21 protein-coding genes are annotated in these 23822 nt (G+C 61.6%); 14 read left to right on the top strand and 7 right to left on the bottom strand.

Going from position 1 to position 23822, the window contains the following annotated elements; genetic code table 11:
* Positions 1–162 precede the first annotated feature (162 nt).
* A complete protein-coding gene (locus JV241A_RS11910; protein ID WP_115089566.1) occupies positions 163–405 on the top strand; it encodes a hypothetical protein in 243 nt (80 codons plus the stop codon).
* A gap of 399 nt (positions 406–804) precedes the next feature.
* Positions 805–2238, top strand: coding sequence for a PLP-dependent aminotransferase family protein (locus JV241A_RS11905; protein ID WP_134062667.1), 1434 nt, complete (start codon positions 805–807; stop codon positions 2236–2238).
* A 32-nt stretch (positions 2239–2270) separates the two neighbouring features.
* Here JV241A_RS11905 and JV241A_RS11900 read toward each other — a convergent pair whose 3' ends face one another.
* Positions 2271–2855, bottom strand: coding sequence for a class I SAM-dependent methyltransferase (locus tag JV241A_RS11900; protein WP_115089564.1), 585 nt, complete (start codon positions 2853–2855; stop codon positions 2271–2273).
* Between the two features lie 161 nt (positions 2856–3016).
* The gene (locus JV241A_RS11895; RefSeq protein ID WP_177414865.1) at positions 3017–3928 is read right to left on the bottom strand and encodes a LysR family transcriptional regulator; all 912 of its coding nucleotides are present in this window, start codon (positions 3926–3928) and stop codon (positions 3017–3019) included.
* A 134-nt stretch (positions 3929–4062) separates the two neighbouring features.
* Between JV241A_RS11895 and JV241A_RS11890 the strand changes: the two genes are divergently transcribed.
* On the top strand, positions 4063–5250 hold the full coding sequence (locus JV241A_RS11890) for an MFS transporter (RefSeq protein WP_134062664.1): 1188 nt from the start codon (positions 4063–4065) through the stop codon (positions 5248–5250).
* Positions 5251–5285: 35 nt separating this feature from the next.
* Here JV241A_RS11890 and JV241A_RS11885 read toward each other — a convergent pair whose 3' ends face one another.
* A complete protein-coding gene (locus JV241A_RS11885; protein ID WP_134062662.1) occupies positions 5286–6377 on the bottom strand; it encodes a bifunctional transcriptional activator/DNA repair protein Ada in 1092 nt (363 codons plus the stop codon).
* Between the two features lie 249 nt (positions 6378–6626).
* On the opposite strand from JV241A_RS11885, the gene JV241A_RS11880 reads away from it, so the two are divergent.
* Positions 6627–8150 carry a malonyl-CoA synthase gene (locus JV241A_RS11880; protein ID WP_134062660.1) on the top strand — a complete coding sequence of 508 codons (1524 nt, stop codon included), beginning with the start codon at positions 6627–6629 and terminating at the stop codon, positions 8148–8150.
* Between the two features lie 80 nt (positions 8151–8230).
* Complete coding sequence (locus JV241A_RS11875) at positions 8231–9583, top strand: SLC13 family permease (RefSeq protein ID WP_134062658.1); 1353 nt, start codon at positions 8231–8233, stop codon at positions 9581–9583.
* On the opposite strand, the gene JV241A_RS11870 is transcribed toward JV241A_RS11875, so the two are convergent.
* Positions 9584–10519, bottom strand: coding sequence for a LysR substrate-binding domain-containing protein (locus JV241A_RS11870; RefSeq protein ID WP_115089558.1), 936 nt, complete (start codon positions 10517–10519; stop codon positions 9584–9586).
* A gap of 127 nt (positions 10520–10646) precedes the next feature.
* Here JV241A_RS11870 and scpB point away from each other — a divergent pair, with 127 nt between their 5' ends.
* Positions 10647–11450 carry a methylmalonyl-CoA decarboxylase gene (gene scpB, locus JV241A_RS11865; RefSeq protein ID WP_134062656.1) on the top strand — a complete coding sequence of 268 codons (804 nt, stop codon included), beginning with the start codon at positions 10647–10649 and terminating at the stop codon, positions 11448–11450.
* 42 nt (positions 11451–11492) lie between these two features.
* On the opposite strand, the gene JV241A_RS11860 is transcribed toward scpB, so the two are convergent.
* Both JV241A_RS11860 and JV241A_RS11855 read right to left on the bottom strand, forming a co-directional pair.
* Positions 11493–12080 carry a hypothetical protein gene (locus tag JV241A_RS11860; protein ID WP_115089556.1) on the bottom strand — a complete coding sequence of 196 codons (588 nt, stop codon included), beginning with the start codon at positions 12078–12080 and terminating at the stop codon, positions 11493–11495.
* A gap of 74 nt (positions 12081–12154) precedes the next feature.
* On the bottom strand, positions 12155–13525 hold the full coding sequence (locus JV241A_RS11855; protein WP_134062654.1) for a PLP-dependent aminotransferase family protein: 1371 nt from the start codon (positions 13523–13525) through the stop codon (positions 12155–12157).
* Positions 13526–13662: 137 nt separating this feature from the next.
* Between JV241A_RS11855 and JV241A_RS11850 the strand changes: the two genes are divergently transcribed.
* The 8 genes from JV241A_RS11850 to JV241A_RS11815 all read left to right on the top strand — a co-directional run bounded on the left by JV241A_RS11850 (position 13663) and on the right by JV241A_RS11815 (position 23096).
* Positions 13663–14949 (top strand): hydroxymethylglutaryl-CoA reductase, degradative, encoded by a 1287-nt coding sequence (locus tag JV241A_RS11850; RefSeq protein ID WP_134062652.1) that lies wholly within the window; start codon positions 13663–13665, stop codon positions 14947–14949.
* Positions 14949–15860: a hydroxymethylglutaryl-CoA lyase gene (locus tag JV241A_RS11845; RefSeq protein ID WP_134062650.1), complete on the top strand. Its 912-nt coding sequence runs from the start codon at positions 14949–14951 to the stop codon at positions 15858–15860. Before JV241A_RS11850 ends, JV241A_RS11845 begins: the two co-directional genes overlap by 1 nt.
* A 58-nt stretch (positions 15861–15918) precedes the next feature.
* Entirely contained in the window at positions 15919–16395 is a 477-nt protein-coding gene (locus tag JV241A_RS11840; RefSeq protein ID WP_134062648.1) for a hypothetical protein, read from the top strand.
* A complete protein-coding gene (locus JV241A_RS11835) occupies positions 16392–17780 on the top strand; it encodes a tripartite tricarboxylate transporter permease (RefSeq protein WP_115089551.1) in 1389 nt (462 codons plus the stop codon). The genes JV241A_RS11840 and JV241A_RS11835 overlap by 4 nt, the downstream gene beginning before the upstream one ends.
* Positions 17781–17872: 92 nt before the next feature.
* Entirely contained in the window at positions 17873–19126 is a 1254-nt protein-coding gene (locus JV241A_RS11830) for an OprD family porin (RefSeq protein WP_115089550.1), read from the top strand.
* Positions 19127–19338: 212 nt separating this feature from the next.
* A complete protein-coding gene (locus tag JV241A_RS11825; protein WP_240047855.1) occupies positions 19339–20160 on the top strand; it encodes a class I SAM-dependent methyltransferase in 822 nt (273 codons plus the stop codon).
* Between the two features lie 231 nt (positions 20161–20391).
* Positions 20392–20580 carry a hypothetical protein gene (locus JV241A_RS11820; protein ID WP_115089549.1) on the top strand — a complete coding sequence of 63 codons (189 nt, stop codon included), beginning with the start codon at positions 20392–20394 and terminating at the stop codon, positions 20578–20580.
* Positions 20581–20708: 128 nt separating this feature from the next.
* Complete coding sequence (locus JV241A_RS11815) at positions 20709–23096, top strand: DUF3772 domain-containing protein (protein ID WP_115089548.1); 2388 nt, start codon at positions 20709–20711, stop codon at positions 23094–23096.
* Positions 23097–23202: 106 nt separating this feature from the next.
* Here JV241A_RS11815 and JV241A_RS11810 read toward each other — a convergent pair whose 3' ends face one another.
* The gene (locus tag JV241A_RS11810) at positions 23203–23769 is read right to left on the bottom strand and encodes a cupin domain-containing protein (protein WP_115089547.1); all 567 of its coding nucleotides are present in this window, start codon (positions 23767–23769) and stop codon (positions 23203–23205) included.
* Between the last annotated feature and the right edge of the window lie 53 nt (positions 23770–23822).

Here is a 23822-nt window from a genome sequence, read left to right as displayed (position 1 = left end):
AAAGCACCAATTATTGATAAAACCGATAGTCCACGCTCGCGTTGCTTTTTACCGATTGGCTCCGTGCTTTTACTGCATATTGGCTATTCAATCACGCCGCTCGATTTTTTATCCTGAACCTGAAGCCATCACTTTCGACGGACTTTCCATCAGGGAAATTTTATGAAAAACATTCTGACGCTTGGCGCACTGCTCGTATTCGCTATCCATAACATCGCCTTTGCCGAAGGGGGCAGTGATCGTCTGATAGAACGGATGGCGGTACGCGCGCAGGCCCTGCCTGGCGATCAGCAGAACGCTGAGAACAATATTGGCAATACCGTCAAATCCGAGGGCGAGAGCGCCGGAAATGATGTTCGCAACACCGTGAAGTCCGAGGAGGGTGACCCGTCCGAGCGCGGTTGAGGCCGCTGTGCTGACAGGCCCCCGTGGTGCAGGCGGGGGTATTTTTTGACCCTCGAATGTTCAGAAAAAAAAAGGACTCGCGAAATTGGCCGAGTCCTAAAGTCAAATCACGCGAATAAAACCCGATAGCGTGCCGGAATAACCCACCGGATAATATTCACGGTTCAAGGGAGACTGTCGTCGAGGCAAAATATCAAGAAACTTTCAGCCGCTTGAAATCTTTTCCAACACCGACAGCTATTGCAGACCGAGTCCCCACGGCAATGTGCTCCCTGCACCTTGGAACCCCGATCCGCAGACCATGCTAGGTCGCCCGCAGGGTGAAGTCGAAGACCATTGGCATTTATTTTCCGTAGACCAATGGACGCCAAGTTAATAAATACCCTTACAGGGAGCAGTATGGAACTTCATGTTGTCATCAAGGGCCGAAAGGATCTCGCGGGGCAGTTGTACAATCAACTGCGCAGCGCGATCGAGAGCGGTCGCCTGGCAGCAGGCACGCAGTTGCCGCCGACCCGCCTGCTGGCCGAGCAACTCGGTATTTCTCGCAAGACCATTTCCGACATCTACACACAGCTGACATACGAGAATTTTCTGATTGGTCGGGTCGGCAAAGGCACCTTCGTCAATGCTCGCCCCGTCGCCCATCCACGTCACGCCAGTGCCATGGGGTTGGCGTGCGAGGCGCAGATCAACCGCTGGCGCAACCTGCCGGCGCCCATACCCACGCCGACCCTGGAAGGCACCCTGCGCTACGAGTTTATCGGCGGCGCCACCAGCAAAGGGCAGTTCCCCCAGGACGAATGGCGTCGCTGCGTGCAGCACGGCCTGCGTCAGATGCAGCGCTCGCCCGGTTTCTACAGCCATGCCGAAGGCTTGCCGGCACTGCGCAGCGCGATTGCCCAGCACATTTCGTTTTCTCGCGGGGTGATTTGCCAGGACCACGATGTGGTGGTCTGCAACGGCACGCAACAGGCGTTGGACCTGATCTCCAGGGTTGTTCTCGAGCCGGGTAGCATTGTTGCTGTCGAAGATCCCGGCTACTCCCCTGCCCGCCAGCTGTTTTCATCCCTGGGTGCCACCGTGGTCGGCGTGCCTGTTGACCACCAGGGCATCTGCGTCGACCTCATTCCCGACAACACCCGGTTGATCTACGTGACCCCTGCGCACCAGTATCCCCTGGGCATGCCGATGACCACCGCGCGCCGACAGGCTTTGTTGCGACGTGCCAAGGCACTGGGCGCGGTTATCATCGAAGACGACTACGACAGCGAGTTCCGCTTCGAGGGCCGGCCCACCGATTGCTTGCAGAGCATGGACCAGGATGGCCTGGTGGCCTTCGTTGGCACGTTTTCCAAGACCACCTTTCCGGAGATGCGCCTGGGCTATGCGGTGTTGCCAGGCTCGCTCATCGACGCTGTGATCAGGGCCAAGCAGGTCACCGACTGGCATACGTCGTCGCTCACCCAATGGGCCCTGGCCAAGTTCATCGCCGATGGCGAACTGCACAAGCATATCCGTCGTTGCCACGCCATTTATGCCGGTCGCCGAACGCGCTTGCTCAACCGTCTGAACGGCGACCTGGCCGCCTGGCTGGAGCCGATCGCCAACACCGCCGGGTTCCATATCGGGGCGCTGTTCAAGGTACCCGTCGATACCCGCCTGCTCACAGAGCTGGCCCGCAAAGTCGAGGTCGGTGTTTACCCGATCGACGCGTTCTACTACCAGGCGCCAATACGGTCAGGCCTGTTACTGGGGTTCGGCGGCATCGACACACTGGACATCGATCCTGCCCTCGACCGGTTGCTAGGCATCCTCCAGCAGATTGCCTGACGGCATTTTCCCGAACGTTGAGCGTGCTCGGCCTATCGTCTTCTTGCAATGAATTGCACCACGCAGGCGAGCCCGGTATGGAAGGTTCCTTCGATCACATCTCGCTCGATTTCCCGGGACAACAGCACGTCACACTGGGGGAATTCCTGCTCTATCTCCGAGCCAGCCATCAGCATGTCCAGATCATCCGGGCCGCCCGTATCCCGTGTTAGTTGCGCTTTGCTGTAGGCCTCAAGCAGGATGATTCCACCCGGGCGCAGCGCCTGTGCTGCCAAGCCGTGCAACCTTTTACGCACGCGGCTGGGCATGTGGGCGAAGATCGAGACGACCGCGCCAAACGCCCCTTCCGGCGGCATGTAGGCGGCAAAATCGGCAATCTCGGTGCGGATCGCTACGCCTTTCAATGCGGCGAGTTTGTGCGCCTTGGCAAGGCCAACGGCGGAGCTGTCCACGCCCAGCACATCGAGCCCGATCGAGGCCAGGAAAGCAGCGTTCCGCCCTTCCCCTTCGGCCACGCTGAGCACAGGTCCCGCAAGCAGGCCCGCGTGCTCCGCCAGGAACGCATTCGGCGCTGTCCCATAGATGTATTCATCGCTGGCGTAGTATTCATCCCACATGGTATTCGGCTCCCCGGACCTGATGGCGCTTGGTGAATCGGTAGCCCATCATCGGTCTTATCTTTCATTCAATTAATCTATTGAATGAAAGATAGATTCACGGAAGCTTCATTGTCAATGAGCGGGCAACCCGGGTCAGGCCTAGACTTTTCGTACAAACCCTAGTGCTCCCAAGGTGGCGAACACCAATGACTGGCGAGAAAGTCCACGAACGCGCTGACCCTGCGCGGGACTAACGAACGTTGCACACGGACTGCCTGAATCGGCACCGCCGGCTCCTCCCATTCTGGGAGCACACGTACCAACTCACCGCTGCGCAGTTCGTCGGCGACGTCCCAGGTCTCGCGCAACGAGATCCCCAGCCCGGCTCTGCTCCAAGCCCTGAGTGCGTCGCCGTTGTCGCTGCGCAACTCGCCCGAAACCTCAACGAGCTCCGTGTCGCCGCCTGGACCTTCGTGCCGGAGCGTCCAGTGGTTTTGCCGAAGGCCTGGGTAGGAGAACAACAGGCAGCGATGCTGGTGTAGCTCGCCTGGGCCGGCAGGCAATCCCATCTGCCGGAGGTAGCTGGGTGCTGCCACCAGGATGCGCCGGCTTTCAGCGAGCCGGCGGCTGATGAGGCGCGAGCTGGCCAGTGCGCCAACCCGCACGGCCAGGTCGAGGTCGCTATCGTAAAGGTCGACGACGTGATCGCTTAATCGCAGGTCAAATCCTACCTGCGGGTGCTGCTCACGGAACAGGGCGATCGCTGGTGCCACATAGCGCGAACCGAGGGGGACAGGCGCCGTCAGACGTATCGTTCCGGTGAGCGTCTGCACGCCTTGCCTGGCGACTTCGGCAGCCTCAGCCAGTAACGCCAGGGCTGGACGAACGCGTTCGGCGACGGCTCGACCTTCGTCGGTGATGCGCAACTGGCGTGTACTTCGCTCGAACAATCGAGCGCCCAGCTCCTGCTCCAGCCGTGCAATCTGCTTGCTCACCGTGGCAGGTGCAAGGTCCATCATCCGCGCGGCTGCAGAGAAACCAGCGCAATCCACGACTTTAAGGAATACCGCCAAATCATCCATGTTGCGCATTGCTATTTGTTCCAGATCATCACAAATGTTTCACCAATCTACTCCTTTTTGGATAAGTTCAGGTTTCCCAGAATGGCGGCTGAGTCATCACCTTCGTGCCTTACCGGCGATGAAGCCTGCCCTGGAGTCACTACATGCCTGTCGCCATCTACATTTTTACCCTTTGCGCGTTTGCTATCGGATTTACCGAGTTCATCAGTATTGGTCTTGCCGCTTCGCTGGCCAGCAGCCTGGAGGCTGGCACGGCGCAGATCGGGCTGGCAGTGACGCTATATGCGGCGGGTGTGGTGATCGGTGCGCCGGTCCTGACGGCCATGGCTGCAGGCTGGCCTCGTAAGCGCCTGCTGGTAGCCGCGATGCTGATTTTCACTGTGGGCAACGTGATAGCGGCGCTGGCTACGCAGCTGCCGCAACTGTTGGCGGCCCGCTTGTTGTCGGGGTTGGCGCACGGTGTGTTCTTCGCCGTGGCGTCCAGCGTGGCGACGCGGCTTGTGGCCCCGGAACGTGCCGGGGCGGCGTTGTCGCTGGTATTCGGCGGTGTGACCGTCGCGATGGCGTTGGGGGTACCGGCAGGCACGTGGCTAGGCAGCGTCTTGCCTTGGCAGTGGGTATTCGCCCTGATTGCGCTTTGCGGGCTGGTGGGGGCGCTGGGTGTGGCCTGCTGGATGCCGGCAGGTGCAGGCGATATCACCGGCGACAACCCAGGCCGGCGCCAATTGTCCGTGTTGCTCGACCGCCGTTTGCTGGCAGGCGCCAGCTTGCCGCTGTTGTCCTACACCGGCTCTTTCGCGCTCTACACCTACATTACGCCATTGCTGTTACAGGTGACGCATGCCGATACTCGTCGTATCAGTGCAGTCTTGCTGGCGTATGGCCTGGGTGCGGCGGTTGGCAATATGGTCGGCGGGCGCATGAGCGATCGTATCGGCATGGACCGTGCCTCGTTCTGGGTGCTGGGTGGCATAGCCCTGGTGCTGGCATTGATCGGGATGGCGCAAGACAGTTTTCTGCTCATGCTGGTATTGGTCATGGCGCTCGGCCTGACCACTTATGGCGCTATTCCGCCCTTGCAAGCGCGCATCCTGAGCCTGGCCCGCCGCCATCGACCGCAGGCGCTGGACGTGGCCTCCGGCCTCAACATCGCAGCCTTTAACGCAGGTGTTGTTTTAGGCTCGATGCTCGGGGCTGTCGCCTTGAGCCGTTGGGGACTGGCCAGCCTCGCCTGGGTCGGGCTCGTCGCAGCGCTGCTGGCACTGATGACACTGGGCTGGCAGAGGTGCTTGCCGTCCATGCGTTTCACTGGCGCTGCGCACGTCGAGTGAAGGCATAGCGCAGCAGCGTCATCTGTGACCAGCCGCTAGGCCAATGGCAAGGCTTGCTGCTGCGTCATCTGCAAGGCCGCCTTTTCCAGACGCAGCAAAAATTCTTTGCGTGGCTGGCCTCCTCCATATCCGGCGAGCGCACCATTGCTCGCCAGCACACGATGGCAGGGAACTACGATGGATAAACGGTTATGCCCGTTTGCGTTGCCTACCGCTTGGCTTGCACCCGGCTTTCCGATGCGCCGAGCGATGGCACCATAGGTCGAGGTCGTCCCATAGTCGATTGTTAATAGCGCTCCCCAGATAAGCCGGTCGAAAGAACTGCCTGGCATGTGCAGGGGCACCGAGAAATTTCTCAGTTTTCCATCAAAGTATTGTTTGAGCTGTAGGTCTATCTGCTCAATATGGCGATGTTCGCCCGGCGCAATCGAATACCCATAGCGCAGGCGTAATTCATCGAGTTCAGCGGTGAGCGCCGGGCGGTCTAGAAACTCAAGTAACACCAGGCCTCGTTCCTCCGCCATGGCAATCATCGGGCCCAAGGGCGTGGTCAGGTGACGGTAAAGCAGGAGCGACGTCTCGCTCGCTTTGCCAGGGGTAATTTGAAAGGTTTTTTTGAACGCATCCCTGAAACCGCTGAGTGATTCGTACCCTGAATCAAACGCGGTGTCATCCAAGGTTTCTCCCACGACAATACGGCCTAACGCTATGCCCAGCCGGCGAGAACGGAGCCAGGCGTGAAAGGTCATGCCAAAATTTTGTTTGAACCACCTGCGTAAGCGCAGGGGGTCGATACCACGCTGCATGAGTTCAGCATCGCTCCAGCGAACATCAGGCGATGCCGACACAGCGGCGAGTAGCCCCCTGACCCACTCTGGCGCCGACGCGGCCAGGTCCAAAGGCTTGCATCGCAAGCATGGCCGATAGCCGGCGGCCATGGCCTCGTTCGCCTGGGCAAAAAACTCGACGTTTTCAGGCTTTGGCTTGCGCGCGCCACAGGTCGGGCGGCAAAAGATCCCGGTGGTTTTCACCGCGGTAAAAAACACCCCTTCATAGGCGCTGTCGCTGCCAAGCATCGCTCTGACCATCTCGGGTCTTGGCGGAAGCGGGTTATTGTAAGCGCTCATAGACTATTGGCCTTGACCTGGATGAGGGATAGACACGTGCAGGCCTGAAGATCTTAAGCCGACGACCACGACGTCTCCACCGACAAATCGACAGTGATCTGCGCGCATCAGCAAGCCACTGCCATAAGCCCTTCCTATGGCGACCAATGAATTTCATATTGTTCAGTTCTCGAACGCCCTCATACACTGCCCCCATAGCCGGCTGACCTCGCAACACTCAATAAAACGACAAGAAAGAGGATGCACCTAATGGACGGCAATCTGTTCCACGCCCTGTTCAGGTCCGCGCCGGCGGCTGCGCTGCTGCTGGAATCCCCCACCGGCGAACCACTCACTTATGGCCAGGCATTCGCGCGCTCCGCTCAATTTGCCAACGCCTTGCGTAGCCTCGGTGTACTGCCGGGTGACCGGGTGGCAGTGCAGGTCGATAAAAGCGTCGATGCGCTGATGCTGTACCTGGGCACGTTGCGCTGCGGCGCTGTCTACCTGCCGCTCAACACGGCCTACACGCCAGCCGAGCTCGATTATTTCCTCGGCGATGCGACGCCACGGGTCTTTGTCATCCGCCCCCAGGCGCTGCATGCACTGTCGGCAATCGCCTTGGAGCATGGCGCTACGCTGCAGACCCTTGATGAACAGGGGCAAGGCAGCTTGAGCGAACGGGTCAACATGGCCGCGACCGAGTTCGAGGCGGTGCCTCGTGCCAGCGACGACCTGGCAGCCATTCTCTACACCTCCGGCACTACGGGCCGTGCCAAAGGCGCCATGCTCAGCCATGGCAACCTGCTCTCCAATGCCCGTACCTTGTGTGATGCCTGGCGCTTCAGCGCCGATGACCGGCTGATTCACGCGCTCCCGATCTTCCATGCCCATGGTCTGTTCGTGGCCACTCACACCGCAATGCTGGCCGGTGCCTCGATGTGCTTCGTCTCACGCTTCGATCCCCTCGAAATCATTGCGCTGATGCAACGCTCGACGGTGATGATGGGGGTTCCTACCTTCTACGTCCGCCTTCTGCAGCATCCGGGCCTGGATCGGCAGAGTACCGCGCGAATGAGGCTGTTCATCTCCGGTTCGGCGCCGCTGTTAGCGGAAACCCACGGCGCGTTTTTCAGCCGTACCGGACACGCGATCCTTGAGCGTTACGGCATGACCGAGACCTTGATGAACACGTCCAACCCCTATGTCGGCGAGCGCATCGCCAATACGGTGGGTATGCCGTTACCGGGCGTGTCGATCCGTATTACCGACCCGGCTACGGGTGAGCCGCTGGCTGTCGACCAGGTCGGGATGATCGAAATCCAAGGCCCCAATGTGTTCAAGGGCTACTGGCGCATGGCGCAGAAGACTGCCGACGAGTTTCGTGGCGATGGCTACTTCGTCAGCGGCGACCTGGGGAAAATCGATGCCGGGGGTTACCTGCACATTGTCGGGCGCAGCAAGGACCTGGTCATCTCCGGCGGCTACAACATCTACCCCAAGGAGATCGAAACCGAGATCGACCAGCTCCAGGGCGTGGCCGAAAGCGCAGTGATCGGCGTGCCGCACAGTGACTTTGGCGAGGCCGTCACCGCTGTGGTGGTCTGCAAGCCGGGCATCAGGCTGCAGGCGCAGGCGCTGCTGGACGCATTGCAAGAGCGCCTGGCGCGCTACAAGCAACCCAAGGCGATCATCTTCGTTGATGAGCTGCCGCGCAACACCATGGGCAAGGTGCAAAAGAACCTGCTGCGCGACGCTTATCGCGATCGCTTCAGCGCACCCGGCGTGGCCTGAACCGGCCAGCAAAAAACCCGAAAGAATAACAACAAGGACGGTCTCTGCGGGGCCGTCCAAACGCGGGGAGTCAGGTTGAAATGAACAATGAAATGCTCTCGATCATCGTCCTGGTGATCATCTTCGGCATCGCCAGCATCCTGCCCATCAACATGGGCGCGCTGGCCTTCGCCGCGGCCTTTGTGGTCGGTTCGCTGCTCCTGGAGATGGCCCCGGCGACCATCTTCGCCGGCTTTCCCAGTGACCTGTTTCTAACCCTGGTCGGCGTCACTTACCTGTTCGGCATCGCCCAGAACAACGGTACCATCGACTGGCTGATCGAGCGCGCGGTGCTGTTGGTTCGCGGCCATGTGGCCTGGATACCCTGGGTCATGTTCGTGGTGGCGGCGCTGCTCACCGGTTTCGGCGCCCTGAGCCCGGCAGTGGCGGCCATCCTTGCGCCGATTGCCCTCAACTTTGCCGTGCAGTACCGCATCAATCCCGTGCTCATGGGGCTGATGGTGATTCACGGTGCACAGGGCGGCAGTTTCTCGCCGGTGAGTATATTCGGTGGCATCACCAATCAGATCGTTGCCTCCTCTGGCCTGCCCTATGCGCCGATCACCTTGTTCATCACCAGCCTGCTGTTCAATCTGGGCATCGCCATGGTGGTCTTCGTCGCTTTTGGCGGGCTGCGCAGCGCACGCCTGGCGCTGGTGGCGGTCGGCCCGGGGCCCGACCTGCATGTCGCCGGCGCATCCCTGGCGATTCTCGGCCATGGCGGCACACCGGCTTCCCCGGCGTACCACCGCACCGGCCTGACCGGTGCCGGGGCGCCGCTGCAAGCGGTCAATGACCTGGACTGGGCCAAGCTGTCGACGCTGGTCGGCTTGCTGGTCCTGGGGGTTTCGGCGCTGGTCTTCAAGTTCAATGTCGGGCTGGTGGCGATGACGGTCGCGGTGGTCCTGGCCATGATCGCGCCCAAGGCGCAGAAGGCGGCCATCGACAAGGTGAGCTGGTCGACCGTGCTGCTGATCACCGGGATCATCACCTACATCGGGGTGATGCAGACCATCGGCACCATCGACTATGTCGCCCATGGCATCTCCAGCCTGGGCCAGCCGCTGCTGGTGGCCTTGCTGCTGTGCGTCACCGCCGCGATCGTCTCGTCGTTCGCCTCGTCCACGGCGCTGCTCGGGGTGATCATTCCCCTGGCCGTGCCGTTCCTGAGCAAGGGCGAGATCAGCGCCATCGGCGTGGTCGCGGCCATCGCTATTTCAACCACCATCGTCGACACCAGCCCGTTCTCCACCAATGGCGCACTGGTGGTGGCCAACACCCCCCAGGAGCAGCGGGAAAAAGTGCTGCGCAGCTTGCTGGTCTACAGCGCTGTGATTGCCTTGCTGGGGCCCTGTGTCGCCTGGTTGACCCTGGTGGTCCCCGGCGTGCTGTGATCAGTGGGGCCGGGGCTGGTCATCTTGCCGGGCCCACTCGGGGCGCTGGCGCAGTTCGCCAGTCAGCTCGATGATCGCGGCTTTGACCTTCTGCACGGCATTGCTCATGACATCGGCGCGATGCCAGGACAATGACAGCTCGCGGGTGAACTGCGGGTGATCGACCTTGGCCATTTTGAGTTTGTGTTCATGCAGTTCCAGGTACGCGGCAGACCACGGCAATACGGTAACCCCAAGCCGGGCCATCACCGCGGCAAACAGTAGCGAGGTCGAGCTGGCTTCGAAGAGGATCTCGCAGGGGCGCCCGTGTTCGCGCAGCGCCCATTCGACCCGGCTGCGGATCGAGTTGGGCGCACTGGGCATCACCAGTGGCATCTGCGCCAGCTCGGCAATCGAGACTTTGTTCGAGCTCAGGGCGAACTCGGGCCAGACCATCAGGTAAAGCTCTTCGGTAAGCAACGGCTGCAAGGCCAGACTGGGCGTTTCGACCGCATCGGTGACCACCGCCAGGGCCACCCGTCTGTTGCTCAGCAGCCCCGGCAGGTCGGCGCTGGGGGCTTCGATCAGTTCGAGCATGATCCCCGGGTAGCGATCACGGATCATTCGCGCCAGGGGAATGGCGACCAGCCGTGACGTGCTCGACGGCATGGCCACCGACACCTTGCCTTGTGGGGTTTCGGCGTCCTGGCGCAGCAGCTCGCGGGTGCTGTCGGCCTGGCGCAACAGGTCCAGGGCATGGCGATAGAGGGTCTGGCCGGCGGCAGTCGGCTTGACGCCATGCACGCTGCGGGTCAGCAGCTGCATGCCCAGGTCCTGCTCGAGGCTGCGGATCTGCTGACTCACCGCCGGCTGGGCAATATGCAGGGCTTCGCTGGCGCGGGTGACATTGCCGTGTTCAACAACCCTGACGAAGTAGCGTAACTGTCGAAGGTCCATAGGGCGGCTCGGCGAGGTTCATAAGTAAAACAGATCGGGGCCAAGGAATAACATATTTCATGGCTATGAGAATACTCACTATAGTCCTGAGTGCCGGATATCAGGGGCGCAAAGGAAGGGAGCTGCAATGAGTCAGAATGATGTGTCGCCGTTACTGTCGGTCAGTGTTCTCCAGGGGCGGGTCGGCACCATAGCGATGTCGAATCCCGGCAGCCGCAATGCGCTCAGTTGCGAATTGCTGACGGCACTGGATCAGCAGTTAGTCAGCTTCGCTGAACAGCGCATCGCGGTTGTCATCCTCGGCTGCGATCCGCTGCAGGGCGTCTGGAGCGCCGGACACGACATCACCGAGGTTTTGGCGGAACGCGATCCCGTGGCTCATGGCAAACCCCTGGACCGCTTGCTGCGACGGGTGCGTGCCTACCCGGGCGTGGTCACCGCCAAGGTGTCTGGCAGCGTCTGGGGCGCAGCGGTCGATCTGGTGATGAGTTGTGACCTGGTGGTGGCAGACCGTAGCGCCAGTTTCACCATGACCCCGTCGAATCTGGGCGTGCCTTACACCACCAGCGGGCTGCTGCGCTTCATGCACAACCTGCCGATTCATGTGCTCAAGGAGATGTTCTTCTGCGCGTCCCCGCTCGATGCCGACCGCGCCCTGCAGTTTGGCGTGATCAATCGCCTGACCAGCCCTGAGCAACTCGATGACGTGGCCCTTGCAATGGCCGTGCAGATCGCCGCCAAGGCGCCGCTTGCGGTGCAGGCGGTCAAGGAACAACTGCGGATACTGGAAGACCTGCAGCCGATGCCGGTGGAGGCGATGGAGCGCATCGCCGAACTGCGCCGCCAGGCCTGCGAGAGCAGTGACCTGCGTGAAGGGGTCGAGGCTTTCCTGGAGCGGCGCCCCCCCGTGTTCACCGGGGCTGGCGCCTGATTGCGGATGCCTGGCTACCTGCGTTGCATGGCTGCGACGAATTCAGCCTTGTTCCAGGCTCTTGATGACCTTGCCGACACCCTGCGGCGGGTAGACGACTTCCCGGGTATCCAGGTTTCGAATCTCGGAGTCGATGCTGATGGTCATGGTTTCACGCCCCGGATAGCCGTTGATGCTCTCGCGGGTCGAAAAGTCGACGATGTAGCGCTGGCCGGCGCGGAACTCGACATCGCGGGCAGTAAGCCCGCACTTGGCCCCGCCGGTGCCCAGCGCGTTCATCGATGCCCAGCACCAGGTCAGGGAGTGTTTGCCTGGCGTCAGCCGCAGCGCCTGCTGGCCGGAGACGTCGAGAATCGAGCGGCGCCCTGCGCCTTCGAGCAACTGGTCATCTACATGCGTCACCAGTAGCAGGCGATGATAAGGCACGCCGAGTGCCCGGTAGCGTACGGTTGCGAAATACACTTCAGGCGCATCGACCGCCTTGTTGGACACGTCATACGGGGTCATGGACTCCGGCGCCCAATCAGCCTGGTAGTGCTTGTAGTGATAGTTGGAGCATGCGCTGATCAAGCCCGTCATCAGCAAGACAACAGGCAGTTTCAGGGACGACAGTGAAAACGACGGACGCATTGTTCTTCCTTATTGAACGAAGCCGCCAATGATACCGAATTGCCACTATTTCACCAACGCGAGTGGCGCCCCGCTCACTCGCTCAATACCGCCTTGAGCAAGGCATCATTCAAGTACGCCACGTTCAACCGCGTCCACGGATTCACCCGGGCCTGCTCCGGCGAAAAAATATGCCCCGGCGCAATCATGAAGCCCTTGGGCAGCAACTGCCGGGTCAGCTCCCTGGCGTCATCTACCCTTGGAAACCTGACCCACAGATACAGGCTCTGCTCCGGTCTCGCAAACACCTCGGCACCGATCTCGTCGAGCATCTGCAAGCCGGCCGTGGTGGCCGCTTTCAAGCGTTCCTGAAGGCGGATCACATGCCGCAGAAAGTGGCCTTCGGTGAGGATCACGTCGACGGTGCGCTCGCACAGCTCCGAGGTGCTGGTGTGCAGGAGCATCTTCAGATCGCCCAGTTCATCGATGACCTCCTTGCTGCCGGCGATAAAGCCGACCCGCAAGGCCGCTGAAACAGACTTGGAAAAACTGCCGACGTACAGCGAGCGCTGCAATTGATCCAGCGCCGATACCTTGATCGCCGAGGCCGGCTTGAAATCGGCCAGGGCATCGTCGTCCACCAGAATGAAGTTGTGCTCTTCGGCCAACTGCACCAGCCGATGCGCCTTGCCGGGGGAAATATCGGAGCCGGTCGGGTTGTGGCCAACGGACTGAATGAAAAACAGCTTGGGCTTATGCACCCGCAGGTGTTGCTCCAGCACCTCGAGGTCCGGGCCGTCCGCCAGTCGGGGTACCGCGAGCATCCGCGCGCCTTGCAGTTGCAGCTTGCCGAACAGCGGGTAGTAACCAGGGTCTTCGACCAGCACGCTGTCGCCCGGGGCAATGAAGCGGCGGATGATCAGGTCCAGGGCGTGGTTGGCGCCATGGGTGGTGACGATTTGCCGGGGGCTGGCGGTGATCGCATAGCTGGCCAGCTTCTGCACCAGGTGCTGGCGCAGGCTGGCGTTGCCCAACCGGTTGCCATAGCGGAACAGCGTGGTCACCCCGGTGCGCATGATTTGCCGGGTGAACTTGTCCAGGCGCATGTCCTTCAACCATTCGACCGGGGGGAAGCCCTCCCCCAGCGGTGAATGACCGGGCTCGCGGACGAACTGCTGACGCATCAGCCAGATGGTGTCCATCGCCCGCTCGTAAGGCAGTGGCTCTTCCGCCTCGTTGCTGCTCGGCGCGCCTTGTTTGACGAAGAAGCCCTGCCCGTGTCGCGCTTCAACCAGGCCTTGGGCAGCCAGCGCTTCATAGGCGTTGATCACGGTGTTTTTCGAATGGCCGAACAAGCGCATGCACTCGCGCAGTGACGGCAAGCGCTCGCCGACGCGGTAGGTGCCGTTGCCGATCTGCTCGACCAAGGATGCTGCCAGTTGCTCTGCGAGGGTCAGCCGCGCCATGGTCGGGAGTCCTGAATGCGTTGGTTCACAGAGGGTACAGCTTAGGTACTGTCTGTCCAAACTGTACCTTCTTTGCCGGAACAGATCGGACTAGGGTGGCGCCAACTCACAACAATAACTGCAAGAGAGCCCTCCCCATGAGCATCGACTCCCGCCTGCCCATGTTCCGTGCCATGTCGCCCACTGAACGCCTGAGCCACTTGCAAGAGGTGCTTGGCCTTCCTCAGGAGGACGTTGCCCTGCTGAGCGATGCCGGCGCGTTGCCGCTGGAAATCGCCGACGGCATGATCGAAAACGTGCTCGGTACATTCGAATTGCCCTACGCGGTGGCCAGCAACTTCCAGATCAATGGCCGCGACGTCATCGTGCCGCTGGTGGTGGAAGAGCCTTCGGTGGTCGCCGCGGCCTCGTTCATGGCTAAGCTGGCGCGCGAGGCCGGGGGCTTCCAGACCTCCAGCTCGCTGCCGTTGATGCGTGCCCAGGTACAGATCGTCGATATCGACGACCCCTTCAGTGCCCGCCTGAGCCTGCTGCGCCGCAAAGACCAGATCATCGAGCTGGCCAACCGCAAGGACCAGTTGCTCAACACGCTCGGCGGCGGCTGCCGTGACATCGAAGTGCATACCTTCGCCCAGAGCCCACGCGGGCCGATGCTGGTCGCCCACCTGATTGTCGATGTGCGCGACGCCATGGGTGCCAACACCGTCAACACCATGGCCGAAGCGGTGGCGCCGTTGCTGGAGGAAATCACCGGCGGCACGGTACGCCTGCGCATCCTCTCCAACCTGGCCGACCTGCGCCTGGCCCGGGCACAGGTGCGCATCGCCCCTGAACTGCTGACCACCGCCGCCTACAAGGGCGAGGAAGTCATCGAAGGCATCCTCGATGCCTACAACTTCGCCGTGGTCGATCCCTACCGCGCCGCCACCCACAACAAGGGCATCATGAATGGCATCGACCCGTTGATCGTCGCCACCGGTAATGACTGGCGCGCAGTGGAAGCCGGCGCCCATGCCTACGCCTGCCGCCAGGGCCATTACGGCTCGCTGACCACCTGGGAAAAAGATCGCCAGGGGCATCTGGTCGGCACCCTGGAAATGCCCATGCCGGTCGGGCTGGTTGGCGGCGCCACCAAGACTCACCCCCTGGCGCAACTGTCACTGCGCATTCTCGGGGTGAAAACCGCCCAGGAACTTGCCGAAATCGCCGTAGCCGTTGGCCTGGCGCAAAACCTCGGTGCGCTGCGGGCATTGTCGACCGAAGGCATACAACGTGGTCACATGGCCTTGCACGCGCGCAACATTGCCCTATCGGCCGGCGCCCGGGGCGAAGAGGTCAACTGGCTGGTCAAGCAGATGGTCGAGGCCCGCGACGTGCGCGCCGACAAAGCGGCTGAACTGCTCAAGCACAAGCGGGCGCAGTAATGGACGCTGTACGGCTGGTCGAAGTCGGCGCCAGGGATGGCCTGCAGAATGAAACGCTGACGCTGTCGCCGCAGACCCGGGTGCGGTTGCTGCAAAGGTTGGCCGACGCCGGGTTGCAAACCCTGGAGGCCGGAGCGTTCGTTTCGCCTCGCTGGGTGCCGCAGATGGCCGGTTCCGATGAAGTGTTCAAGGCATTGCCGGTGCGCCCGGGTGTGACCTGGACGGCGCTGGTGCCCAACCTCAAAGGCCTGGAGGCGGCAATAGCGGCAGGTTGCCGGGAGGTTGCCGTGTTCGCGGCGGCCTCCGAGGCGTTCTCGCACAAGAACATCAACTGTTCGATTGCGCAAAGCCTGCGCCAGTACCAGGAGGTCATGGTGCGCGCCCGCGATGCCGGCGTCAGGGTGCGCGGCTACGTGTCCTGCGTCATGGCGTGCCCGTTCACAGGCCCGGTCAAACCTGAAGCCGTGGCGGCCGTCAGTGCTTCACTGTTCGGGATGGGCTGCTACGAAATCAGCCTGGGCGACACCCTTGGCACCGGGACACCGGCGGCGACCAGGGCGCTGATCCAGGCCTGTCGCCAGGTTGTACCGGTGAGCGCGCTGGCCGGGCATTTCCACGATACTTACGGCATGGCGATCGCCAATATCCATGCGGCGCTGGAGGCCGATGTCCGGGTCTTCGACAGCTCGGTCGCCGGCCTGGGCGGTTGCCCGTATTCGCCAGGTGCCACGGGCAACGTTGCCAGCGAAGACCTGGTGTACCTGCTCGACGGCTTGGGCTTGAGCCACGGCGTCGATCTTCAGGCACTGATCGATACCGGTGAGTTCATCAGTGCCGAACTCGGCCGGCCAACGGCCTCCAGGGTAGCCCGTGCCCTGCACGCCAAACGTAGCCTGGGCACAATGCGATAAGCGCTATCTCTTCACGTTCATAACAATAAAAGCCCGCAAGGGCAGTGGGAGAATCTAGATGAAACCCGAACTGTTCGAAGTCTGGGGCGACACCGTGGAGGGTCGCCACCTGGTCTACTCCATCGCCATCGGCGCAACCGTCAGCCTCGGCGCCTTTTTCACCGCGCAACAGCTGCTGGTCGGTTGGGTAGAGTCGCTGCAGATGGCCCGTGCCTACGCGATGCTGGTCGGCATTGTCGGCTGCCTGGCCGGCGGCGCCATCAGTGCCGCGCTGTTCAAGCCCAAGCGCAATGTCGTCGAGCACCTGGCAGACCCCGCCTGGCGGGCGAAAATCCTCGTGGAGCTGGAGAACGAATTCGGCCCCCTTGGCAGTCTGGCTGACCTGCCCGCGGCGACGATTGCGGAGCTGCGGGAGATGGATCTTTATGATCTGTTCGCCGATTACGAGAAAGGCCTGAACGCGCTCCCGCCAAACCCTGATGTGTCACCTGCCGTTGTTGTGCGCGCAGCAAGTGTCAATGGAGGCCGGTCATGATCGCTCTGTTGCTGGATCAGCTGCTGATCGCCCTGGGCATGGGTATCCTCGGCGCGGTGATATTTGCCGGGATCGGCCTGATCTCCGGCAGCGATGAAACCACTACCCTCGCCCCGCTGACCTTGCTGGTGGTACTGCTGGGCGTGCCGGCAGCCGGTGTGCTGACGTTCTTCCTGGCGGGCGCCGTGGCCAAGCACATGACCCATGCCGTACCGACGGCATTGCTGGGTATTCCGGGCGACACCATGGCGACGCCACTCATGCGCGAGGCGAATTTCTTGCGCAACCTGGGCGTCCCGCATATTGCCCTGCGCAAGATGATTTCCGGTGCGGTGATTGCTGCCTTGATTGCGGTGCCAATGGCGGTGTTGTTCGCGGTGATGCTTGCGCCGTTCGGCGACATGATCAAACACGCTGCGCCTTGGGTGTTCCTGTTGGCGGCAGTGGCCATCGCCTGGTTCTCCAAAGGCCGCCTGGCCGCTGTACTGACCTTGATACCCTTCGTCATGGTGATTGTCGGCCTGCAAAGCCTGACCGCGCAGTACGGAGTCAAGCTCAGTGTCAGTTACTTCCTCGGCATTGCCATCGGCCCGTTGATTGCCGCGCTGTTCTCCCTGCTCGCGCCGGCCGAGCGCGCCGCCATGCGCCGCCAGGAACTGCGCACGTTCTCCTTGTCGCCGGATGTAAAAAGCTGGGGCGGGTTCTTTCCCAACCCGCTGCGCGTACTGGACAGCAAACAGAGCCTGTGGACGGCTGTCACCGCCATCGTCTCCAGCGCTACCTTCGTGTTCAGCCCGGTGGCCATGACGGTGATCATGGGCGAGGCCGTCGGCTCACGGGTCAAGCATGTCTACCATCGCCTGACCACGGTCATCACGGCGCGCAATGGCGTCACCGAATCCACCTACCTCGCCGAAGCCCTGATTCCGCTGATTGCCTTCGGCCTGCCCCTGAGCCCGGTCGCCGCCGGCCCGGCAGCGCCACTGTTCAATGCGCCGCCGCGCTTCAGCGTCGATACCGCCACCGGCCAGGTGAACAACCTGCACTCGATGCTCAGCACTTGGGAGTTTCTTGGCTACGGCATGTTGGCGGTGGTGGTGGCCATTCTGATCGCCTACCCCTTCACCATGAATTACGCGCACCGGGCGGCCTCCTATGTGTCGCGCAAGATCAGCCATGAAGCGGTGATCGCCACCTTTGTCGGCCTGATCCTGGTGATCGGCATCTGGGAAGGGGGCCTGCTCGGTTTGCTGGTGATTGTCACCATTGGCCTGTTGGGCGGATTTCTCTCACGCTTTCTGGGCTTCAACATTGGCGTGCAGTTCATGGGCTACTACACCGCCGTGCTAACCGTTCCGGCCCTGGTTGCCTTGCTGGGCGCGTAACCCCCCTCCCCCCGTAACCGCGGACACCATCATTTTTCGCAGCCTTTGCGCTGCGAGGGCGTCCTGCGCTCAATAGAAAGGAAATAACAATAATGAAAATCCTTGTACGCGGCAAAACACCAGAACTTGCGACCCTGTTGCTGTGCTCGACGGCCTCGCTTGGGGTGGCGGCAGCCGGCCTGGTCGACGACACCAGCGCATCGCTGAACCTGCGCAATTTCTACCACAACCGCAATTTCGTCGACCGCGCCTACCCCCAGGGCAAGGCCGAAGAATGGACGCAAAGCTTCATTTTCGATCTGCGCTCAGGCTTCACCCAGGGCAGCCTGGGCTTTGGCGTCGACCTGCTGGGGTTGTACTCGGTCAAGCTGGACGGCGGCCGCGGCACGGCGGGTACGCAACTGCTGCCTGTACACGATGGCGGCAGGCCAGCAGACGATTTCGGCCGCCTGGGTGTCGCGGTCAAAGCCAAGTACTCGGCCACTGAACTGAAAGTCGGTGAATGGGCATCCCTGCTGCCTATCCTGCGCTCCGATGACGGCCGCTCATTGCCACAGACCTTTCGCGGGGCGCAGATCACCTCGCGGGAAATCGAGAACCTGACCCTCTATACCGGCCAGTTTCGCGGCAACAGCCCGCGTAACGACGCCAGCATGGAGCGCCTGTTCATGAGCGGACGCCCCGACGCCACTTCGGACCGTTTCAACTTCGCCGGCGGCGAGTACCAGTTCAATGACAAGGCCACGCAGGTGGGCCTTTGGTATGCCCAACTTGAGGATATCTACCAGCAGCAATACCTGAACGTGATCCATAGCCAGGCCGTCGGCACCTGGCGGCTGGGTGCCAACCTGGGTCTGTTTCTTGGCGATGAACACGGTTCGGCGAAAGCCGGGCAGATGGACAATAAAACCGCATCCTTGATGCTTTCCGCCAAAACCGGCGGGCAGACTTTCTCCCTGGGCTTGCAGCGGGTATATGGCGAGACCGGCTGGATGCGGGTCAACGGCACGGCCGGCTACCCCTTGGCGAACGATACCTACAACTCCAGCTACGACAGCGCCCACGAGCGTTCGTGGCAACTGCGTCACGACTTTGACTTCGTCGTACTGGGCGTGCCGGGCCTGACCCTGATGAACCGCTACCTGTCCGGTGACCATGTGCACACCAGCGCCACCGACCATGGCAAGGAATGGGGGCGTGAGTCGGAGCTGGCTTACGTTTTCCAAAGCGGCCCGCTCAAGGACCTGTCGGTGCGCTGGCGCAATTCGACCCTGCGCCGGGACTTCAGTACCTACGACATTGATGAGAACCGCTTGATCGTCAATTATCCGATCAAGTTTCTGTAGGCCGGGCGGCGGGGATGGCTCAACTATTTTCCATCCCTGCCGATAGCCTCGTTGCGTGGGCCAGATGCTCGGTTTGGCATTTATTTTCAGAGGGAATACGAGTCGATATGAACGTGAACGGTATGGCGTTGGCCAACAAGTATTGTCAGGGTTCCGGCCTGGAAATCGGTGCCGGCAGCCATAATGCTTTCTACTAGCCGGACTGCCTCAATGTGGGGCCTTGTGACGGCGAGTCGTTTCTGTATCCGCTCGATCTGAAAGGCTTCAAGCTCTACGCAAACGAACAGGCCAACTACCAGACCGAGCCCGCCCGGATCGACGCACTGGGCGACTTCACCGACATTCCGTTCGCCGACGAAACCTTCGATTACCTGATCAGTTCGCACGTCATCGAACATGTGCCGAACCTGTTTGCGGCCTACATCGAAGCCTCGCGGGTGGTAAAGAATGACGGCGTGTTCTTTTGCATATTCCCGAAAAGAAACGCCGACCCCAATGACCGGGTTCGAGCGCTGACCACCCTTGAGCACATGATCGATGCGTACGAAAAGCGCATCGACATGAGCCAGATGGATGAATACAACTGGCGCGGCCACTACCACGTGTTCTCGTTGCAAAGCATGCTGCGGGCAATCAACCTGATCAACTCTGTGGGGCTGGGGCACTGGTTGATCGAAGGCGTCGAAGAGACTGATACGAAAGTCGGCAATGGCCATACTGTTGTATTGAGAAAGCAAGTCGGCCTGTCGGCCCTGACATACAAAGAGTCCAGTCAGTTCAACGATGAACTCAATGCCCGGATTCAGGCGCAAGACCTGGAAGGTGCGCTGCACCTGGTCAAGGTCGCGCTGTCGTTCGACTTCTTCAACCCCCATAACCTCTACCTGGCCTTCGCCCTCAGCTGCCAGCTGGACAATGCTCGCGAAGGGCTTGAGTTCCTGCGTCAAGCCTTGATCCTTACCCCTGAAAATGAAGAGTTTCGCAAGCTCTTCGTCCAGATGACAGGTGGCCCGTTCATCAATCCTGTGCATTAAGCACCCAGGGCATGGCTCATCGTTACACTCAGGTTAACGATGAGCGATGCCCTGCCTCACCTCCGTTCATCGCAAACCGGCAGCGCCTGCCCGTTTATTGACAAGGCTGGCGTACGGATTGCAAAGGCTGGCGCTCGCCGTCGTGAAGCGACGTAATCCTGACGCGACGGCGAATCAACCTAACGCTTATGGACGCCAGCAATAGCCTTGCTCGGTCACCGGAGATGTAACGTGTCTACTCTCAATGAAATCGCAGCCAACCACGCCCGGATGACCAACGCAGTGGCAGGCGGCACGACCGAGCGCCAGCCGCTGTTGGTGGTGAGTTTCGAGCCCCCTGCCCTTGATGGGCAACAGCCTGTACCGTTGCACCTGGTCCTGGCACCCCAGGCCCCCACCCACTTCACTTGCCCGTCATAAACCTCGCGGGTTCCCAGGGCAATGAGGGTTTTGCCTGACGTACAGATGACTGCAAATTGATCCCGCGATCAACCGCTGATGGCCTACCCTCAAAAGCTGGGAGATCAACAACCATACAGGGCATTACCATGCGCAATGCTTTGAAGATCATCGGCATCATTGCCCTTACCCTGCTGCAGCCGTTTGCCCTCGGGCAGGCAGCCGAACCGCCAGCGCCTGCGACGGCCAATGCTGCAGTTCCTGCGGTGAAGGTGACCCAGAACGACCTGCAAGCCTTGCAACTGCGCCTGGACAGCCTCAAGCAGCAGATTTCCCAGGCCAACAACTACAACCAGCTTGAAGGCCCACAAGACCGGCTGCAGGCGCTGATCGTCGATATCGACCGCCTGTCCACTGCGCTCCTGCCTGAGCAGGCACAACTGCGCGCGCAACTGGAGGTGCTCGGCCCGGCCCCGGTTGAAGCCCTGGTGCCGGGCAAGTCGGACATCGCCGCGCAACGCACGGTACTCACCGAGCAAAAAAACACCCTTGATACCACCCTCAAAACGCTGGAGACGCTCAAGGAAAGCGCCACCAACCTGCTGACGCAGATTTCCGGCATTCGTCGCAGCATGCTCGAAAGCGAACTGACCCTGAGCACCCACAGCCTGCTCAACCCTGCATTCTGGTCGCCGGTACTCAACCCTTCGCCTGACGACCGCCAACGCTTGCAGGCGTTCTTCAATGAGCTGGGCGTGACCGCCGGGGCCGTCTGGCAGCCGGGTCAGCGTTTCTCCACGGTGGTGCTGGTGTTGCTGGCCCTGTTGACCTGGACCCTGGGCCGCCGGATGGTGGAACGCTGGCTGGCCTGGGCGTGCATGAACCGCGTGCCCGAAGGCCGCCTGCGGCGCAGTTCACTGGCCCTGGCCTCGGTGCTGGCGACCCTGCTGGCCACCGGCATTGCCCTGGAGCTGCTGTTTTACGCCTGTACCCGTCACCTGCCGTTGCCGTCGATGCTGGCGACCTTCTCCCAGGAGTTCGAGAAACTTGCCTACACCTGTGTGCTGATTACCGGGTTGAGCCGGGCGCTGCTGTCGACCCAGCATCCTTCCTGGCGCCTGCCGGATATCGCCGATCCAGTGGCCCTGGCATTGCAGCCTTATGCCCGCTGGCTGGCCGGTGCCTTGCTGGTGCTGGTGACCCTGGTGCAGATCTCCAATGCCGCCGGCATGAGCAACCAGCTGGTCATCGCTGGCCGAGGCATTGCCGCGCTGGTGATCACCGGCCTCATCATCGCCCTGCTGGTGCGCACCAGCACTACCCGCCGGGCGATGGCCGCCGCCGGGGACGCGCCGGAAGCCGCGTCGACCATGGCCGGGCTGATCTACACCATTGCCAGCATCGCCATGGTCACCTCGGTGATTGCCCTGCTCACCGGCTATGTGTCGCTGGCGCGCTTCGTCACCTATGAGGTGGTCTGGGTGTTTATCCTGCTGGCCGGTTTCTACTTGCTGATGCAGGTGTTCAAGGACGGCTGCGAGTATGTGTTCTCGCCCCGCCAGGCCAGCGGCAAGGCGCTCAAAGAGCTGCTGGGCATCGGTGACCGGCGCCTGGACCAGGTCGAAACGCTGATCTCCGGCTTCGGCCGCGCCGGGCTGTTGCTGCTGGCGGTCATCACCCTGTTCGTCGGCGGCATCGGCACCACTCTGGGGCAACTGATCAGCAACATCGTCGCGTTTCTCGGCGGCGCCGGTTTGCGTCAGTTCAACATCATCCCCGGGCACCTGTTCAATGCCGTATTGGCCCTGGTACTGGGCATTTACCTGATCCGCACCCTGCGCCGCTGGCTGGACAACGAGTTCCTGCCCAAGACCGACATGGACCCGGGCATGTGCGCCTCGCTCAGCACCCTGTTCGCCAACATCGGCTATGCCCTGGTGATCCTCCTGACCCTGTCGTCGCTGGGGGTGAAATGGACCAACCTGGCCTGGATCGTCAGTGCCCTGTCGGTGGGGATCGGCTTCGGCCTGCAGGAAATCGTCAAGAACTTCGTCTCCGGCCTGATCCTGCTCACCGAGCGCCCGGTCAAGGTTGGCGACCTGATCAGCATCAGCGGGGTCGAGGGAGATATCCGCCGCATCAACGTGCGCGCCACCGAAATCCAGCTGAGCGACCGCTCCATCGTCATCGTGCCCAACTCGCAGCTGATCTCGCAGAACCTGCGCAACGTGACCCTCGGCGGCAGCGCCCAGGGGGTGGCGACGCTGGAGCTGGTGTTCCCTCTGGACATTGACCCCGAGCAGGTGCAGACCCTGCTCTACGACACCTATTGCGAGCACGAGACCATCCTCGACAAGCCTGCGCCGTTCGTGCGCTTCAGCAAACTCACGCCCGACGGCATTACCTTGACGGTGACCGGCTACGTCAGCAGCCCGCGGATCGTCGGCACCACCAAGAGTGACCTGCTGTTCGAGATTCTCAAGCGGTTGGGCGCGGCGGGTATAGAGCTGGCCAAGCCGACGGCCCCGGCAACCTGAATTGCCTGTCCGCTCAGGTGTTGCCTGGATTACGATCGCGGGGCAAGCCCGCTCCCACAGGTTCGGTGGGCACAGATACATTTGTGCGGGAGATCGACCGGATGGGCTAGCGAGCCTCAGGAGCGCTGGCGGCAGACCATGCCGAGTTGAGCATGCCGGCGCGGCCCGTGACCGGGTCGCCATCCGGCATCGCCACCCTGGCGATCCGCGCCTTGCTGGGCCCGTGGTTGCTGCTGGCGGGCCTCTGGATGTCGTAGGCCTCCTGGCCCTGCGGGTAGGCCCCCACCACCAGGAAATCTTCGCTGCTCTCCAGGCAGCAGTGGCCGGTGCCAGCGGGTAGCACCAGAACATCGCCACGGCCAATGCCAAGGGTGAGCCCGCTAGGCCCGCCGAGGATTACCCGGGCATTGCCCTGGGCGACACCCAGGGCTTCATGGGCGTTGGAGTGGTAATGCTGATAATCGAAGATGCCTGCCCGCCACAGTGGGGTCCATCGGTTGCGCGCGAACAGGGTTTCAAAGAAGCCTGCGTTGTCGGCCTCCTTCTTCATCGGCAAATGATAAAGCAGCACCGGCAAACGGCTGTTCGGCGTCGTGCCGTCGTCGGTAAAGTACAGAAAGCGCGGGTGGCTGGGCCGTGGTTGCGGCTCGGTAGAGTTGTCTGCTGGGTTCATCTGGCACCCCCACGGGGTTCTGCCCCGCACTGTTCGCCGGGTTCCTATAAGTA

Source organism: Pseudomonas sp. JV241A (genome assembly GCF_900275665.1).
In the GTDB taxonomy this organism is placed as follows: domain Bacteria; phylum Pseudomonadota; class Gammaproteobacteria; order Pseudomonadales; family Pseudomonadaceae; genus Aquipseudomonas; species Aquipseudomonas wadenswilerensis.
Note: the sequence above shows the minus strand (reverse complement) of the source record. Positions and strands in the feature narration are given on the sequence as shown.